Annotated in this window: 12 protein-coding genes; 3 read left to right on the top strand and 9 right to left on the bottom strand. The window is 59.9% G+C overall.

Annotation, left to right across the window (positions count from 1 at the left end; genetic code table 11):
• Positions 1 to 395: 395 nt before the first annotated feature.
• Positions 396 to 1,943, bottom strand: a complete 1,548-nt coding sequence (locus LAO20_07900; protein MBZ5531338.1) for a YifB family Mg chelatase-like AAA ATPase — start codon at positions 1,941 to 1,943, stop codon at positions 396 to 398.
• A gap of 145 nt (positions 1,944 to 2,088) precedes the next feature.
• Here LAO20_07900 and LAO20_07895 point away from each other — a divergent pair, with 145 nt between their 5' ends.
• On the top strand, positions 2,089 to 3,306 hold the full coding sequence (locus LAO20_07895; GenBank protein ID MBZ5531337.1) for a PilZ domain-containing protein: 1,218 nt from the start codon (positions 2,089 to 2,091) through the stop codon (positions 3,304 to 3,306).
• Positions 3,307 to 3,551: 245 nt separating this feature from the next.
• On the opposite strand, the gene LAO20_07890 is transcribed toward LAO20_07895, so the two are convergent.
• Positions 3,552 to 4,739 carry an acetyl-CoA C-acetyltransferase gene (locus LAO20_07890; protein MBZ5531336.1) on the bottom strand — a complete coding sequence of 396 codons (1,188 nt, stop codon included), beginning with the start codon at positions 4,737 to 4,739 and terminating at the stop codon, positions 3,552 to 3,554.
• Positions 4,740 to 5,352: 613 nt separating this feature from the next.
• Between LAO20_07890 and LAO20_07885 the strand changes: the two genes are divergently transcribed.
• Positions 5,353 to 5,652 (top strand): CPBP family intramembrane metalloprotease, encoded by a 300-nt coding sequence (locus LAO20_07885; protein ID MBZ5531335.1) that lies wholly within the window; start codon positions 5,353 to 5,355, stop codon positions 5,650 to 5,652.
• A gap of 614 nt (positions 5,653 to 6,266) precedes the next feature.
• Positions 6,267 to 7,676 carry a DNA recombination protein RmuC gene (rmuC, locus tag LAO20_07880; GenBank protein ID MBZ5531334.1) on the top strand — a complete coding sequence of 470 codons (1,410 nt, stop codon included), beginning with the start codon at positions 6,267 to 6,269 and terminating at the stop codon, positions 7,674 to 7,676.
• Between the two features lie 20 nt (positions 7,677 to 7,696).
• Here rmuC and LAO20_07875 read toward each other — a convergent pair whose 3' ends face one another.
• The 7 genes from LAO20_07875 to hrcA form a co-directional block, all read right to left on the bottom strand.
• The gene (locus tag LAO20_07875; GenBank protein ID MBZ5531333.1) at positions 7,697 to 10,651 is read right to left on the bottom strand and encodes an ATP-dependent helicase; all 2,955 of its coding nucleotides are present in this window, start codon (positions 10,649 to 10,651) and stop codon (positions 7,697 to 7,699) included.
• Positions 10,652 to 11,178: 527 nt separating this feature from the next.
• Complete coding sequence (locus LAO20_07870; protein MBZ5531332.1) at positions 11,179 to 11,886, bottom strand: 16S rRNA (uracil(1498)-N(3))-methyltransferase; 708 nt, start codon at positions 11,884 to 11,886, stop codon at positions 11,179 to 11,181.
• A gap of 39 nt (positions 11,887 to 11,925) precedes the next feature.
• Complete coding sequence (gene dnaJ / locus LAO20_07865) at positions 11,926 to 13,053, bottom strand: molecular chaperone DnaJ (protein MBZ5531331.1); 1,128 nt, start codon at positions 13,051 to 13,053, stop codon at positions 11,926 to 11,928.
• 7 nt (positions 13,054 to 13,060) lie between these two features.
• The gene (locus tag LAO20_07860) at positions 13,061 to 13,435 is read right to left on the bottom strand and encodes a DnaJ domain-containing protein (protein ID MBZ5531330.1); all 375 of its coding nucleotides are present in this window, start codon (positions 13,433 to 13,435) and stop codon (positions 13,061 to 13,063) included.
• Between the two features lie 35 nt (positions 13,436 to 13,470).
• Positions 13,471 to 13,815 carry a DnaJ domain-containing protein gene (locus LAO20_07855; protein ID MBZ5531329.1) on the bottom strand — a complete coding sequence of 115 codons (345 nt, stop codon included), beginning with the start codon at positions 13,813 to 13,815 and terminating at the stop codon, positions 13,471 to 13,473.
• A 148-nt stretch (positions 13,816 to 13,963) separates the two neighbouring features.
• A complete protein-coding gene (locus LAO20_07850) occupies positions 13,964 to 14,599 on the bottom strand; it encodes a nucleotide exchange factor GrpE (GenBank protein MBZ5531328.1) in 636 nt (211 codons plus the stop codon).
• 35 nt (positions 14,600 to 14,634) lie between these two features.
• Positions 14,635 to 15,681: a heat-inducible transcriptional repressor HrcA gene (gene hrcA, locus LAO20_07845; protein MBZ5531327.1), complete on the bottom strand. Its 1,047-nt coding sequence runs from the start codon at positions 15,679 to 15,681 to the stop codon at positions 14,635 to 14,637.
• Positions 15,682 to 16,279 lie beyond the last annotated feature (598 nt).

Genomic DNA, 16,279 nt, shown 5'->3' with positions numbered 1-16,279 from the left:
GGTGGTGATTGATCAAGTGGTAAATGTGCTCGCCGTGAGTGCAGGTGATCGGAAAGGCAAAACCTTACCGCTGATCCACGGCAAGCCGGGACAGGTTAACGCTGATGACACTGATCGGAAGGCAAGGAAGCGCAGGCGGGGGCGCCTGCGGTCCACAATTCGTGTGGGAGATCGCCGGGGATGAGTTGAGTTAAGTCTATATTTTCCGGGGATGAAGCTAATGGGGGTAGAGGTCCTTCGACTCGCTCCGCTCGCTCAGGATTTCGCCTGCGGGCTCACGCTACGCTCACGCCCGCAACCCGGCTCAAGATGAACGGGGAGGGGTAGGGCGATGGAAGATTGCCAAAATCGCCGGAATTGCCAAAATTGAAGATTGTGCGGGAACCCCACCATCCTCAAGCCCAGTACGTCCTGTGCAGCGTCCTGTATTGAATCGCCTCGGCGATGTGTTTGCTCTCGATCTGCGCGGCGGAGTCCATGTCGGCGATCGTCCGCGCGACCTTCAGGATGCGGTCATGGGCGCGGGCGCTGAGGCCTTGCTGTTGCATGGCGCGCTCCAGCATGCGTTCGCTGTCCGTGCCCAGGTCGCAGTAGGCGCGGATGTGGCGGGTGCTCATCTGGGCGTTGCAGTAGATGCGCTCCATACCGGCGGCAAAGCGGTTGAGCTGGACGTCGCGGGCGCGGATGGCCCGTTCGCGAATCTGGGCCGAGCTTTCACTCTTGCTGTCCGGCGCGCGCAGTTCCTTGTAGTTCACCGCGGGGACGTCAATGTGGATGTCAATGCGGTCCATGAGCGGGCCGGAGATTTTGGAGACGTAACGCTGGATCATGGGCTGCGTGCACTGGCACTGCCGCTGGCCGGAACCGTGGTAGCCGCAGGGACACGGGTTCATGGCCGCGGCCAGCATGAAGCGAGCGGGAAACGTCAGTGACATGGAGGCGCGGGCGATGGTCACCGTGCCGTCTTCCAGCGGCTGCCGCATGACCTCAAGCACGTTGCGGGGAAATTCAGGGAGTTCGTCGAGAAAGAGGACGCCGTTGTGGGCGAGAGAAACTTCACCGGGACGCGGGACCATGCCGCCGCCGATCAAGCCAGCGTCAGAGATGGTGTGGTGGGGAGAGCGGAAGGGCCGCGCGCCGACCAGGCCGGAAGTTGCGTCCAGCACGCCGGCCACGCTGTGGATCTTGGTGGTCTCCAGGGCTTCTTCAAACGTGAGCGGAGGAAGAATCCCCGGGAGCCGCTTGGCCAGCATGGTCTTGCCCGAACCCGGCGGGCCGATCATGAGAATGTTGTGCCCGCCGGCGCTGGCGATTTCCAGCGCTCGCTTGGCGGTGAATTGTCCGCGAACTTCCTTGAAGTCAGCGAACGAATGCTCGCCGCCCAGCATCTGATGAGTATCAACCTTGATGGGAGAAACGCCGTTGCCGCTGTTGAGCAGATTGACCACATCAATGAGCGACTTGACCGGATACACGTTCACGCCGGCGACCACGGCAGCTTCGCGGGCGTTCACTTCCGGCACGATCAGGTTGGCGATCTTCTTCGCTCGCGCCGCAATCGCGATGGGCAGCGCGCCGCGCACGCCGCGGATGCCGCCATCGAGCGAGAGTTCGCCCACCATCACGTATTCGGTGAGCTCCTTCTTGATCAGGCCGCCGTACGCGCCCAGGATTCCCATGGCCATGGGCAGGTCAAAGCCGGAGCCTTCTTTCTTGATGTCCGCCGGGGCCAGGTTGATGGTGATGGTGGTGGGAGGAACGTCAAAGCCGCAGTTGCGCAGCGCGGCGCGAATCCGCTGCCGGCTTTCGCGGACGGCGGCGTCAGGCAGGCCAACGGTCTGGAAGTTGTCTTCCGTCTGCCGGTTGGGACTGACGTCAACCTCGACTTCAATGATGTTGGCGTCAATTCCGTAGACGGCTGCGCTCTGGGTTTTGAAGAGCATTCTGGTTCTGGCGATCTCCGGGCGTTCTTAGCACCAGTGGGCGATTCTACAGGATGGCGCTCATGTTACTGAAGTACATGTTTCGGTTGAATCCGCAAGTTATTGAACGTACCATCAAATCTACCCTCCCACGGGCCAGGTGCTTATGAGCCGGCGTCGCGAACCACGGTACGAAGTTGACCTCGACGTAAAAGTCTGGGGCATGGACCGCCACGGCAAGCCCTTTGTGCAACAGGCGCGCACGGTGAACGCCAATCCGCTTGGCGGCGCCCGGCTGGCAGGGATTGATTGCGTCAACGTGGGAGAAGTCATCGCCATCCAGCACGCGGGTGAGAAGTCCCGCTTTCAGGTGGTCTGGGTGGGCCGCGACAACACAGCAAAAGCAGGCCAAATCGGGGTCCATTGCGTGGACCCGCGCAAGACATTGTTTGCCGTCGCGCTGAAGAATACCAACGCCGGGGCTGTTCATTACGAGTTTCCATCGAATCGTACGGAATGGAGTGTCGACAGCCTGCCGCGCGTCCAAAGGAGACCTATGCCAGACATTCCGTCCAGCAGAAGAAAGACCACGCGGTACCACTGTACCGGAGGCGTGGAACTGCGCCGACAGGAAGGCGCGCCGCCGATTTTCGGGAACCTCAGCGACATCAGCCTGGAAGGCTGCTACGTGGAAAGCTCGGCTACCTTTCCGGCGGGCAGTGACGTGGTGTTTCTAATCCGCGTGGGGAATGTCAACATCCGCGGCCGCGCGCACGTGAAAACGTCCAACCATGCGGTGGGCCTGGGACTGGAGTTCGTACACCTGGCGGCCGAAGACCAGCAGAAGCTGGACTTCCTGGTGGGTTCGCTGGCGGGAACGCAGGAGATGCGTCCGGAAGAAATGCGCCGGGTGGTGGCGGAAGATCCCATGCGTAAACCTGCTCCGCTGACCACGCGTCCCATCCGCACCGCGCAGGTGAACACGCCGCGGCCGGCATCGTCGCCCATGACCGGCGCCATGTCCCAGAAAATCACCAGCGCCCTGAACGAACTGGACAACCTGGAACAGACCCTGGTGAGAGACCGCCTGGATCCGCGGCTGATTGCCCAGCTTCATGACGCTATCGGGCACGTCCGGCAAACCGCTTGGACCGTCCAGCAATATGTGGACCTCAGTTCGACGGGCGGCGACCCGTTTGAAGTTCTGCCCCAGTTGGAAGCCGAACGCATGCAGATGCTCAGCAAACTGGCCCACAACGTTACCGCGGACATTGATTCCACCAGCATCAACCAGTACACCATGGGCATTTCCCAGTTGTATGAGAGCGTGCAGACCTTGTATCGCCGGCTGCATCGCTTGCTGGTGGATGAGAGTGGGGGATGAGGGATCGTTTCGTTCTGGCTTCCGTACGCAGTGCGGCCTTCTTCTGAAATCCCGAGCGGGGCGAGGGATCGCTATCGTCTCAGTTGCGCGACGACTTACAGAAATGCTTGGTGTTAGCCGTTCGCCGAAAAGAACGCCATTGCCCCAACACGAATCAACATTCAAGCCTCAGATTCGCGTTTGTTCGCGTTGATTCGCGGCTTGCTTTTGGCTAAGGGCTAAGTGCTGCCGGCTCACGGCTGGCCTTACCGCCGCTCCACCGCCATCGCCACCGAGTTGCCTCCGCCCAGACACAGCGCGGCGATGCCACGCTTGCCGTTGCGGCGGATCAATTCATACATCAGCGTAACCAGCACGCGGCACCCGCTGGCGCCAATGGGATGTCCCAGCGCTACGGCGCCGCCATTCACATTGACTTTGTCGGGATTCAAACCGAGTTCCTTGATCACCGCCACAGATTGCACGGCGAAAGCTTCGTTGATTTCGTAGAGATCAACGTCGTCGGGCTTCCATCCGGTCTTGGCCCAGATTTTTCTGATGCCATCCACCGGGGCCATCATCACCCATTCCGGGGCCGTCCCGCTGGTGGCTTGTGCCACCACATGCACCATGGGTTCGGCGCCCAGTTGCTTGGCTTTTGTCGCCGACGTCACCACCACCGCGGCCGCGCCATCATTCATGGTGGACGCGTTGCCCGCCGTCACGGTGCCGTCCTTCTTGAACACCGGCTTCAGGTTGCCCAGCGCCTGCGCTGTTGTGTCAGCGCGCGGGCCTTCGTCTTTGTCGAACATCGTAGACGCTTCGCCTTTTTTCTTCGCCGGCAGTTCCACTGGGACAATCTGGCTCTTGAAGCGGCACTCGTTCCAGGCCTGTATGGCCTTGCGGTGCGAATTCACGGCGAACTCGTCCTGCTGTTCGCGCGTGACGCCATACTTCACCGCGACGTTCTCGCCGGTCAGTCCCATGTGGTAGTTGTTGTAGATGTCCCACAGGCCGTCATTCACCACCGAGTCAATGATCTGCGAATTTCCCAGGCGATAGCCCTTGCGCGCCTGCGGCAGCAGGTACGGCGCGTTGGTCATGGACTCCATGCCGCCGGCGACCACGATCTCCGCATTGCCGGTCTGGATGGCTTGCGTGGCCAGCGCCACGGCTTTCAGGCTGGAGCCGCAAACTTTGTTGATGGTCATGGCGCCCACGGTGTTGGGCAACCCGCCGTTCAGCGCCGCCTGACGCGCCGGGTTTTGTCCCAGCCCGGCAGACACCACCAGGCCCATGATGCATTCGTCAATTTTCTCCGGCGCGACGTTGGACCGCGTGACCGCCTCGCGCACCGCGATCGCGCCGAGTTGCGGAGCGGAAAATCCTTCCAGCGCTCCCTGGAACTTGGCGATGCCCGTGCGCACGCCGCTGATAATGACCACGTCTTCCATAAACGTCTCCTTATGCGAATCCAAACCTTTCATTATAAGATGAGGCCCAGCGCCATAGCGCACCCAAACTTTTATGGAAAATGATTCGCCCCAGAACGGGGGCTTCCCTCCCGCAGCTAATCAGCCTGTCGAACCGCCTCCCTTGCTATCGGGAACACCACTGTCGCCGGAAGCGCCGGCGGCTCCAGAACAAAACCCATGGATCGCGCCTTGGTGGCACCTGGTGATCGTGGTGGCAATCCTGCTTATCTTCTCATTCCTGGGATCTTCGGGAGGCAAAGCCAGTATCACTGGCCCCTATGCGCGCTTTCTGGTTTACGGTTCCACATTCCTTTTTGAGCTGGTGGTGGTGCTGCTGATCTGGGTGGGGATTTCCCGCCGCGGCATCACCATGCGCGATCTCATCGGCGGACGATGGGACACGGTTGAAGACTTCCTCCTGGACGTGGTAATCGCCGCGTGTTTCTGGGTGGTGGCCACCGGAATTCTGTTCGGCCTTCGTGTGGCTTTGGGCACGCTTGACCTTCACAACATGACTCATCAAGCAGCGGAAACCAAAAAAATCCTGGCCCCTTTGATTCCCAGGACCTACCGCGAGGCGGGCTTCTTTCTGTTGCTGGCCGTGGGCGCCGGACTGTTTGAAGAAATTATTTTTCGCGGCTACCTGCAGCGCCAGTTCGCTGCCCTGGGCAAGAGCGTTTGGGCCGGCATTGTGCTCTCCGCCATGGTCTTCGGACTCGGTCACGGTTACCAAGGTAATCGCATGATGATCGTGATTGGAGTCTACGGCGCGCTCTTCGGAATTCTCGTCTACCTGCGAAAGAGTTTGCGTCCGGGGATGATGGCGCACGGATTTCAAGATGCGTTTACCGGTCTTGCGCTTTTCTTCTTGACGAAGAACGGCATGATCTGAGACAACCCCGGGAGTTTTTCCCGCGTCCCCGCGGGGGTGCCATCAAGAGTGACATCAATTTTTTTCTTGACTTCGATTTTCAATGAATCTATACATTCATCAATTGCGGTTTTTCTTAATTCAGACCGCATCCATGAAAAATGGAAAGGGAGAATAGAAACATGGCAGCTAAGAAAAAGGCTAAGAAGAAAGCAAAGAAAAAGTAACAGCTCTTCAAGCCAAACAAAAAACCACGGGGGACGCGCAAGCGTCCCCTTTGTTTTTGTGGCGACACGCTTTCCGCGCCATGCAAGGTGGGACCATGTCATGTTGAGCGAGTCAGAGTCCCGCTGCGCGGGACGAGGACGAGTCGAAACATCCCGACGATCTTCCAGACTCCGTGCCGCATCAGGCCATCTCGTTACGACCTTTGGTCCCTTTGCTTCTCTGCTGGAGATAGGCGACGCGCAGATGCACTCACCACCAAACCAGCGCCGTAGGCGCGAAATGAGTTAGCCCAGGCCGGAAAGGCCTGGGTAGCCTGCATCATTCGCGGCGAGCCCCAGCGGGGCGACACAGCTTCAAATTGGAAACTTGTGATCGCGAGTCGTAATAGAATCGGGTTACGAACGAATATGAGTCTCTCACTTGTTTTTGTCGCAATTTTTGGCGCCATGGCCGGTGGCCTGATCACATGGCTGTTCCTGCGCTCTCAATCCGCGGTTTTAGAGTCGCGGCTCTCTTCGGTCCAGCTACAGCTCACGGCGGCTCGAGGTGATGTCACAAAATATACCCAGCTCGCTTCGAACCTGAAATCCACGGTCGATAAACTTGAAACCGCAATGGATCTTGCGAGTAAGGCCAATCAGGAAAAGCTCGATCTGGTGAATCATGCAACGGAGAATCTGCGCGAGGCTTTTCGCGCGCTTTCCTCGGACGCTCTCAAGAGTAACAACCAGGCCTTTCTCGAACTGGCAACCACGAGCTTGGAAAAGTTTCAAAGCGAGGCCAAGGGCGATCTGGAGATGCGTCAGAAGGCCGTCGCGACTCTGGTAGCGCCAATTGAAGAATCCCTTCGCAAGGTCGATGACCAGATCACCCAGATCGAGAAGGAGCGCAGCCTGGCGTACGGAGGCCTCACTGAGCAGGTCCGCTCTCTGATCACCACGCAAGAGAAGTTGCACGCTGAAACCGGCAACCTGGTGAAAGCCCTTCGCACTCCCACCGTCCGCGGGAGGTGGGGAGAAATTCAGCTCAAGCGGGTGATTGAACTCGCTGGCATGCTTTCATACTGTGATTTTGTCGAACAGGAAACGGTTACCACCAGTGCAGGGCGCATTCGTCCGGACGTCATCGTCAAGCTGCCAGGCGGCAAGAATATTGTCATCGACGCCAAGACGCCGCTGCTCGCTTACCTGGAAGCCATCGAAAGCACCGACGACGAAGTTCGCCGGCAAAAGCTCGAGCTGCATGCCGCACAAGTACGCACGCACATGGACCAACTTGGCGACAAAGCTTACCAGCAGCAGTTTGACTCTCCGGAATTCGTCGTGATGTTCCTGCCCGGCGAAACATTTTTCAGCGCCGCGTTGGAGCAGGATTCTTCGCTCATCGAACGTGGCGTGCTCAAGAAAGTGATTCCCGCTTCGCCCACCACTTTGATTGCCCTACTCAAGGCCGTCGCCTACGGATGGAACCAGGAGAAGCTCGCCCGCAATGCCAGCGAGATCAGCCGGCTCGGCAAGGAGCTACATGACCGCCTGCGTAACATGGGTACCCATGTTGAAGCGCTGGGCAAAGGACTGGACCGTGCCGTGGAATCCTACAACAAGGCCGTTGGCACTTTGGAAAGCCGCGTGATGGTTTCAGCGCGCAAATTCGCCGAACTCGGCGCTGAGGGCATCGAAGAGATTCCGCCCTTGAGCGTGATTGACACCACGGCCCGGAATCTGACATTGGAATTTGATGATCTGGACTCCGCGTTAGACGCTGGTTCCACAGAAAGCCCCAAGCCGGGAACAAAGTCCTTGGGTGAGGCGAACTAGCTCCGTCCCTTCCGCGACCGTCATCCTTTCACTCCCGCCGTCATGGTCTCGCGTTCCGCCGTCAGCGTCTCCGCCGGAATGAATACGCGCTGCTCGGTCGCCGGACACAGCTTCCAGTAGTCGCACCAGATGCAATGCTGCCCCGGAGTCGGATCAAACTTTCCTTGGGCGATTCCCTCCGCCACGTCCTGAATCTTGTCTTGCGCCTTCTGCAGCGCCGCCGGCGTTCGCGTGGTGACCACTTCTTCGTTGCCCTGCAGGTTCAGCAGCACCAGCTCCTTCGGCGTGTAGCCCAGCGCGCGCGCGCCCATGGCGTAGACGGAGAGTTGCAGGCTCTCGTCGGCGAAGCGCCGGTTCTTGGGCGACCCCGTCTTGTAATCAATCACCCGGACCGTGTTGCCTTCCACACGGTCCACGCGGTCCATGCGTCCTACAACCTTTTGCCGGCCCAGCATAAATTCAAATTTTTCTTCGGCGGCAATCACGTCAACGGAACCCTTGGGGCGCGAAGCCAGCAAGGTGCGCAGCTGCTCCTGTCCCAGTTTTTCGTAAAGCTCGCGCTGCACCGGATCGCCGACCACCGCTTTGTCGAATTCCTTCTTGAAGGAAGCCAGCACGTCCTCTACCGACATCTGCGGAGCATGCGGCGCTGGATCATAATATTGCCGCAGCACGGTGTGGATGGCGCTGCCGTACTGCATGTTCACCGCGGCTTCCCCTGGGATTTTCCAATCGCGCTCCAGCTTGAACTTCAGGGGACAGGTGGAGTAGCTGCCCACAGCGTTGGCGCTCAGTGACATTTCTTCCGCCTTGAAGGCCGGTGGCAAAAGCATCCAAGCCGTGGCCGGGGAAATTTCCCAGCGAGCGCGCGGCGTTTCCTGTGGGGGCCGGCGGGCATCGCGGCTCCGCAGCGCCGTGAGCGATCGCGCTTGCAGCATCGGGCGCAGAAATCCCGGCGGCGAGGTGTCTTTCCCTCGACCGTGCCGGGAATGGATCGCCAGACGGTCGCGCGCTCGGGTAATCGCCACGTAGAACAGGCGGCGCTCTTCCTGCTCGTTCACTTCTTTGCTGTCGCCCAGAACAATGGAGCTGCGCAGCGCCGGAGGAAATTCAAACAACGGTTCCTTGTAGTTGACGGGAAAGCCCGGAGAGATCACGCGCAACAGCCAGACGTGCGTGAACTCCAGGCCCTTGGCGGCATGCACGGTCATCAGGCGTACCGCGTCAGGATTTTCTTCTTCCGCCTGCGCCAGTTCATCTTCGCTCAGCAACTGGATCACGCCCCCGCCTTGCTGGAACAGGTCCATATATTCCAGAAAGTGGTTCAGCGACTTGCTGCGGACGAACGGCTTGTTCACCCAGTCGTTGGCGAAGCGCTGCAGGGCCTTGACTGCCGGATCGCCTTTGGGGAAGCCAAATTGTTGCGCCAGGTATTCGAACGCGCCCGCGGCGTTGAGTTCCTGCGATCCAACGAACTCCCGCGCCGCCTGCAGCGCAGCCAGCACCCGCCTGCCCGATTCCATCTCCTGCAGCACGCTCTTGAAAGTCTTGTCGCGAGGGGCGGCGGCCAGCTTGGCCCGCAGTTCGTCGGGCGAGACCGCAAATTGCGGCAAGGCGCATACGCGGAACACGCTGTCGGCATCGCGGTCATTAGTCACCGCCCGGACCACCGCCATCAAATCACGCGCCACCGGCGTCTCAAGTACGCCGATTCCCTTCACGATGAACGGAATCTCCCGGCTGGCCAGCTCTTCGATGATCTTGGCGCGGTTCACGTGCGAACGGTACAGCACGGCCAGGCTAAGCTGTTCCTTGTCGCGTTTGCCCGCGTGCAGTTGGGCGATTTCCTCGGCGATGTCCGCCGCTTCGTGAGCGTCGGACGGGCCGAGCACTACTTCCACCGGTTCATCAAACACCAGGCGGCCCTGTTCCCTTTCGCGGCGGTCGCGCCCGGATTCCAGCACCTTGCGCTCAAAGCGCACATTCGCTCCCAGCGGACGAACCGCCGGATTGGGATGGATGGCGGAGTAAGCCACGCTCAGAACGTTGCCGCGCGAGCGCTGGTTCTCATCCAGGATGACGCTCCGGGTCTGGGGAAAGCGCCGCTGAAATTCTTCAAACGCCGCGCTGGACGCCCCGCGAAAGCGGTAGATGGCCTGGTCGGGGTCGCCGACGGCAAAAATATTCTGCGGCTCGCCACCCAGCAGCTCCGCCAGCGTAACGTTGCTGGAATTGCAGTCTTGAAACTCGTCAATCAGGATGAACCGGGCGCGCCGCCGCTCCTCTTCGAGCAGCGATGCATTCGATTGCAGTAGCCCCACCGCCCGGCTGATCATCATGCCGAATGTGCCCAGGTTTTCTTCCTGCAGCAGACGTAACGAGTTGGTGTACACGCGCGCGATCTCCCGCCAGCGCGCCAGAATCTCCTCGTCGCCCAGTTGCTCCACGTCCTTGGAACGGCAGTTGCGCGGCAGGCCCGGGCCGGGGTGCAGTGAGTCCACATACTTCTGGAAATCTTCCGGCCCGATCAGCTCTTCATGGCAACGATCAAAGAAGTTGCGCAGGTCTTCCAGAAACTGGCCTACGTCGGCAGGCCGTATGAAGCGCTCCAACCCAAGCTGGCCGATTCTCTGCCGGAGAAACACGTACACGTCTTCCGGCGTCAGTACAAAGAAGTCCTGGCGGCTGCGCTGCAGGATGGAGTAGCAGTAAGCGTGGAACGTCCCGGCGGCAATGGGTGCGCGACGATGCAGACGCCGTTCCACCCGGGTCTTCAGTTCGGCAGCGGCATTCTCCGTGAAAGTAATCGCCAGGATTTCATCCGGCCGGGCGTGCCCCTGCTCAATCAGCCAGGCAATGCGTTCCACCAGCACCGTGGTCTTGCCCGTGCCCGCGCCGGCCAGCACCAGCATGGGGCCGTCGACGTGCTCAATAGCCTCGCGCTGTTTCGGATTGGTGACGAAATCGGATGCCACGGTCGTGTGAAGCTATTATGCACGAAAAGAAGGCGAAGTGCGTTTCTCTTATCCCGAAGCGTTCCTGCTTCAGGACCGCAGGCCCGAAACCCTGAGCGTAGCGAAGGGGAGGGATCCCAATGATCTCAAAGCCGGCTCGGGTGATAGGAGGGCGCTAAGATGTGAAGTGGGAACGTTTATGCCGGCCTCGTCCGCCGGGTCGCGATCCACGCTTGCCCCAGCGGTTGAGAACCCAGCAAGCCAGAATTGCGAAAGCTAGGAATATGAATGTCTGGACCTCATGCACAAGCCACTGTTGTGCTACCGGCAATGGGCCGTACGAGTAGAACAGAAGAACCACGGGCAAAGCGATGATCACTAGCACTACCCCACCAAGCAGGAGTGCAACCATGTCGCGGTATGGCCTGCCCGTCGTTCTGTGGACAAGCCAGAGGCCACCAGCACCGACCACACCAAACAGACTTAGCACAATCAAACCAATCATTCCGTACGCCTTCCTCCGTGCCTCCGTGTCTCCGTGGTGGATTCTAGTCTAGTTCCGCGAAGGCCACCGCCACCGCTGCTATCGCCGCCGTCTCGGCGCGCAGAATTGTATCGCCCAGCGACGCAGACTTCCATCCGCCCTCGCGGAACAAAGCCAGCTCTTCTCCCGTCCAGCCGCCTTCCGGGCCAAAGGCCAGCGACAAAGGCGGCTTGGCTCCGGCCAGCGCGGCTTTGAGAGACACGCTGTCTTCCATCTCCGACAGCACGACGCGGCAACCTTGGGCGCCCGCCACGGCTTTCTTCAACGCAACCGGATCGGCTATCTCCGGCGCGGCCACCCGTCGCGACTGCTGCGCCGCTTCGCGCGCGATCTTACGCCAGCGCTCCACGCGCTTCTCGGCGGACTTGGCAAAGTGAAGCTCCGTGCGCCGCGCGATCACCGGCACAATCCTGGCCACGCCCAGTTCGGTGAGCTTCTCCAGCGCCCACTCCATGCGGTCGAATTTGAAAATGGAAAGATAAACGGTGATGTCAGGAAGCGCGGCCGGGGTAATCGCTGCGCCCAGCTCAAACTCCACCTGCTCCGCCGACGCAGAAGCCACTTTCCCCATCCGCAGCGCGCCCTCGGCCGCAATCTCAAACTCCTGGCCGGCCTTCACGCGCAGCACGCGAAACAGATGGTCAGCATTGTCGCCCAGCAGGTAGGCGCGGTCACCCGCCACGCGGTCGGCAATCCAGCGGCGGCGGGTCATTAGGAAGCGATCACAGGGGACTTGATGAGCATTGGCCGCTTATCCAAAGATCTCTTTCATCTTTTCCAGCAAGCTGCGCGGTTCAGGTTTGTTGTCCACGGAGAAGCTATGGCCCAGCTCTTCCAGCAGTTCGCGCTGGCGTTTGGTCAGCTTGGCGGGAGTCTGTATCCGGATCCTCACGAAAAGGTCTCCCTTGCCCGGACTCTGCACCGCCGGCAGGCCTTTGCCGCGGAGGCGGAACACCGTGCCGGACTGCGTCCCTTCGGGAACCTTGAGCTTGTGCTCTCCGCTCAGGAGGGGAATCATGATCTCCGTTCCCAGCGCAGCCTGCGCAAATGAAATCGGCACGGAGCAGTGCAAGTCCTGGCCGTCGCGCTCGAACGTCGCATGCGGTTTCACCTGCAAGACCACGTAGAGATCGCCGGACAGCGAGCCCCCAGGACCGGAGTCGCCCTGCCCGGGATAGCGTATGCGCATGCCGTCTTCCACGCCCGCCGGTACGGCCACGTCCACCGTGTGCTCGCGCATCACGCGCGTCTCGCCCTTGCACTTGGTGCAAGGATCAGTAATGACCCGGCCTTGTCCGTGGCACGCCGGACACGCGCGCGCCACGCTGAAGATCCCCTGCTGGTAGCGGACCTGCCCGCGGCCTCCGCATGTGGCGCAGACGGACGGTCCCTTTCCCGCCGAACCGGTGCCACGGCAGTGCTCGCACATTTCATAGCGGCGGACTTTGACCTGGGTCTTCTTGCCGAAGGCGGCTTCTTCAAAAGTCAGCGTGAGGTCGGCGCGCGCGTCACCGCCACGCTGCGCCCGTCCGCGACGCCCGCCGCCCATGTTCACGCCAAAAAAATCGCCCAGCAGATCGCCGAAGATGTCGCTGAAGTCGGTAAAGTTGGCAGGATCAAACCCGCTGAACCCGCCGCTGCCGCCATTCACGCCGGCATGGCCGAACTGGTCATAGCGCTGGCGCTTCTCGCCGTCAATCAGCACGCTGTAAGCTTCCGTGCATTCCTTAAACTTCTCTTCCGCTCCAGCGTCCTCGGGATTGCGGTCCGGATGGAACTGCATGGCCAGCTTGCGGTATGAGCTTTTGATCTCCTGGTCGCTGGCCGTGCGGCTGACGCCCAGAATTTCGTAATAATCGCGTTTTGCTTGTGTCGCCAAATCGTCCTCAATCCAAGATTTGAGTCAGTATTTCTATGATCCAAGGATCCACTTCCTGCAGCGCCTTACGTCCGTACCAGGCTGTCGCCGAGCGTGACGCCCAGCGCTCCAATTCCTCCACGTCGTATCCGCTCTGGGCTTCCGCAGGGATGACTCCGCTCACTCCAAACTGATCGTAGCGCGGACGCTGCTTCGGATCGCTCAACACGCGATACGCCCTGGCGATCTCCCTTAGCTGCTCCACGGCCTCTATGTTGGCCGGCTTTCCGCTTGCGTTGTACTGCATCGCCAATTCCTGAAACGCCTTGCTGATCTCCTGGTCGCTGGCCGTGCGGCTGACGCCCAAGATTTCGTAGTAGTCGCGTTTTGCTGGTGCCGCCAAAAGCCGTCTCTCGATCTCCAAATTTGATGATGGATCTACTTGAACAGATCCAGCAGGTCCCAAATAACGCTCAGCCAGCTGCCCGACCGCCGCACCCTCTTGCTGCGGTGGCTCTGGTTCTTCAAGTACTCAGCCATGTCGGGGTTCTTCTTGTCCCACTCGTCGTCTTCTTGCCGAAGCTTCGCGTCGTATTCCGCGCGTTTCGCCGGATCGCGCAGGAATGCATAGGCCGCTTCCACTTCTGCCAGCTCTTCCGGCGCGTCTTCCACTTCTGAAGCGCGGAGTTCGTTCACCCGCCGGATGTAGGTCTTCTCAATCTCCTGCGGGCTGGCCTCGGGCTTTACCCCCAGGTCAGAGTAATAATCGGGCAGCTCGGCCATAGAGTTCTCCTTCGACCACACAAGGGCCCCACCTTCTGCTTCAACCGCGCAGCGGGCCCGGCTTGCGCGGCGAACTGCGCTGCTTCCGACGCAAAATAATCCTTGCTGGAAGTTACCACCGCCGGCGGTGTGGAGCGAAGCGACAAGACTATTTGCTTTTCGCCACCCGCACCATGGCCGGACGCAGCAAGCGGTCTTTGATGCGATAGCCCGGCTGCAACTCTTCCAGCACGTGATGGTCAGGCACTTCGTTGCTCTCCACGATTTCAATGGCATCGTGCACCCGCGGATCAAACGGTTCGCCTTGCGCGGGAACGCGCTGCACGTTCAGCTTCTGCAGAACGTCCTGCATCTGCTTGTAGATCAGCTCCACGCCTTTGCGGAAGTCCTCCGGATGGGCGTCAGCGTTCTTGATGGCCAGACCAAAACTGTCAATCACCGGAAGGATGGCGCGCGCCGCGTCAGAGACGGCGTATTCGCGGAAGTCCGCGCTCTCTCTGGCCGCGCGTTTGCGATAGTTATCGAACTCGGCTTGAAGCCGCGCCAGCCGGTCCAACAGCGCGTCGCGCTCCGCCCGCAGTCTTTCCACTTCCGAATCGGCCGCGCGAGGCTCCACCGCAACTGGCCCGCCGCCGGTCCTGCCTGATTTCTCGTCAAACCCGTCAGCCGGATCGGCGGGAAGAAGTTCCGCAGCAGAAAGATCTGCGGCTGGAGGTTCTTGCTCCAGCTTTTCCTTCGCTCGTTCCGTGACGGGCATTTCTGCTTGTCCCTTAGACGTGCTCATTTCGCTTGAACCTGGTTTTCTGATTGGAATCTTTTTCACACGTTCTCATTCAGCAGCTTGTCAAAAAGCTGCGCGATGTAGGAGACCGCGGTGATGGTGTGCTGGTAGTCCATGCGCGTTGGTCCGATCACCGCCAGCGACCCGCGCATCTCTTCTCCCACCCTCGCCGGCGCGCCAATCAGGACAAAGTTGCGCATCTCCGGTACGGCCTCTTCCAGCCCGATCACCACCCGCACCGCCTCCTGCCGCGTATCCAGATACGCCCCCAGCAGTTCAGCCACGCGCTCTTTCTCTTCCAGGGTCTTCAGCAGTTCGCGCAGGTGCTCGCGGTCCTCGTCTTTGGCCACCAGGTTGGCCACGCCTTCCACAAAAACGTTGCGTGAAGGTTCTTCCTCCGTGAGAGCGCCGCTCTTGGTCAGTTCCTTCAGGCTCTGCATCAGGCGGTCATATTCGCTGCGCTCCTGGGCGATGCGGCGCGCCAGCTCGGCTTTCACCTTGTCCACCGTCCATCCGCGGAAGTTTTCGTTGATGTAATTGGCCGCGGTGTCCAGGTCAGTCTGCGGCAGATCGCGCTCCAGGCGCATCATGCGGTCGCGCACCACGCCGGAATTGGTCACCACCACCGCCAGGACTTTCTGCGTCCCCTGCCGGGAAAAATAAACGTGGTCCAGCGCATTGCGCGGTCCGGTTGTGGCGATGGCCACTCCCACGCCGCTGGAAACCAAGGACAGCACGTGCGACGTCCGCTCCAGGAACTGCTGTATGTCCACCGTACCTTGCAGGTTTTCGGAAATCAGGTTCTGGTCGGCCGGGGAAATCAGCGTTTGGCCGGACAACTGGTCCACGTAATAGCGATACGCCTGCGCCGTTGGCACGCGGCCCGCCGAAGTATGCGGCTGCTCCAGAAATCCCGAGTCCGCCAGGTCGGCCATGACGTTGCGGATGGTGGCTGGACTCAGCCCGTCCCGGTTCTGGCGGGACAGCGTGCGCGAGCCCACCGGTTCACCCGTTGATATATAGGTTTCAACGATGGCCGTCAGAATCTCGCGTTCGCGATGGCCAATTTGACCTGGGTTCGGCATGTCTCTACTGCTAACCTACTTATTTTCTTATATTTGCATGAAGCTGATGCGTTCCTACTTGATTAGATTGTGGAATATTAGTGGGTTGTTGTCAAGATAGCACTTGGAAGGGGAGAGTGCTAAAGGCATTGCGATTATTCCCCCAATGACATCCGATCTCAGGCAATTTTGTCGCAGCTGATCAAAGAACCAGCGTAAGATCATGCGTTCGCCAGAGAAAGTCTAGAGATGGACATCCGTGTGGAATTCGAAGATGGCAGGTGGTTCGTTTTGCCTGACCCTTGCCGCATTACAGTGAACACGCCGTTGTTCTGGCTCTTGCTTTGCCGTTTATCGGCTGTCAAACGGCTTCGTTGGACCGTATACTTCGAGCACGGAACGCCATTCAACCTGCAAGGTCACCGTCCGGACAGGTTCTATCTCCCCGTCACTACCATGAACACACATATCGGTTCGGCGGCGGCCCGACGAAATGTATTGGCAAAGGAACTTAAAGCCGCGGGAATTAACCCCAGAGAAACTAGGGATCATGAAGGCGCGATCGGTCCGCTCATACCCACTGAGCCTGGAACGTATAAGTACGGAGTTAGAGTAGAGG

This window comes from Terriglobia bacterium, from assembly GCA_020072815.1.
GTDB lineage: Bacteria > Acidobacteriota > Terriglobia > Terriglobales > Acidobacteriaceae > Angelobacter.
Note: the sequence above shows the minus strand (reverse complement) of the source record. Positions and strands in the feature narration are given on the sequence as shown.